Source organism: Nonomuraea lactucae, assembly GCF_003313395.1.
Lineage (GTDB): Bacteria > Actinomycetota > Actinomycetes > Streptosporangiales > Streptosporangiaceae > Nonomuraea > Nonomuraea lactucae.
Window position 1 is genome coordinate 1 of the sequence record NZ_QNFZ01000349.1, and the last position, 647, is coordinate 647.

1 protein-coding gene is annotated in these 647 nt (G+C 68.5%); it reads right to left on the reverse strand.

The window, feature by feature from the left end:
* Positions 1-21: 21 nt before the first annotated feature.
* On the reverse strand, positions 22-647 hold a 626-nt coding region (locus DQW85_RS21880), incomplete at its 5' end, for an IS5 family transposase (protein ID WP_113702121.1).

The following is a 647-nucleotide window of genomic DNA, read 5'->3' on the forward strand; positions in this document are numbered from 1 at the left end:
GAGTTCCGTCTGGTTCACGTGTCAGGCGTTTCGCCAGGTTGGGGTGGATTCGCCGGTGAGGCGGCGGGTCATGAGGTCGATCATCGCGAGGTGGATCATGGCTTCGGAGCGGGCGGGCCGGGCCTCGTAGTCGCGTACCAGGCGGCGGTGGAACATGAGCCAGCCGAGGGTGCGCTCGGCCACCCAGCGGTGCGGCAGGGGGATGAATCCCTTGGTGGCGGAGCCGCGGCGGACGACTTCGACGTCGATGCCGAGGGCGGCGCCGCAATCGATGACCTTGGTGCGGTAGGCGCTGTCGGCCCAGATCTTGGTGAGGGTGGGCTGGGTGGCGGCGACTTCGGTGAGCAGGGGTTGGCCGGCGGCGCTGTCGGAGAGGCTTGCGGCGGTGACCAGCACCGCGACCAGGAGGCCGAGGGTGTCGGTGACGATGCTGCGTTTGCGGCCGGCGATCTTCTTGCCGGCGTCGTAGCCCTGGCTGATGGCGGGGACATTGGCGGAGGTCTTGACGCTCTGGGCGTCGATGACGCCGGCGCTGGGGTCGGAGTTACGGCCGTCGGCGGTGCGGACTAAGCGGCGCAACATGCCGTTGAGCTGGGTGAAGATGTCGTCTTCTTGCCAGCGGGCGAAGTAGCCGTAGACGGTCTGCC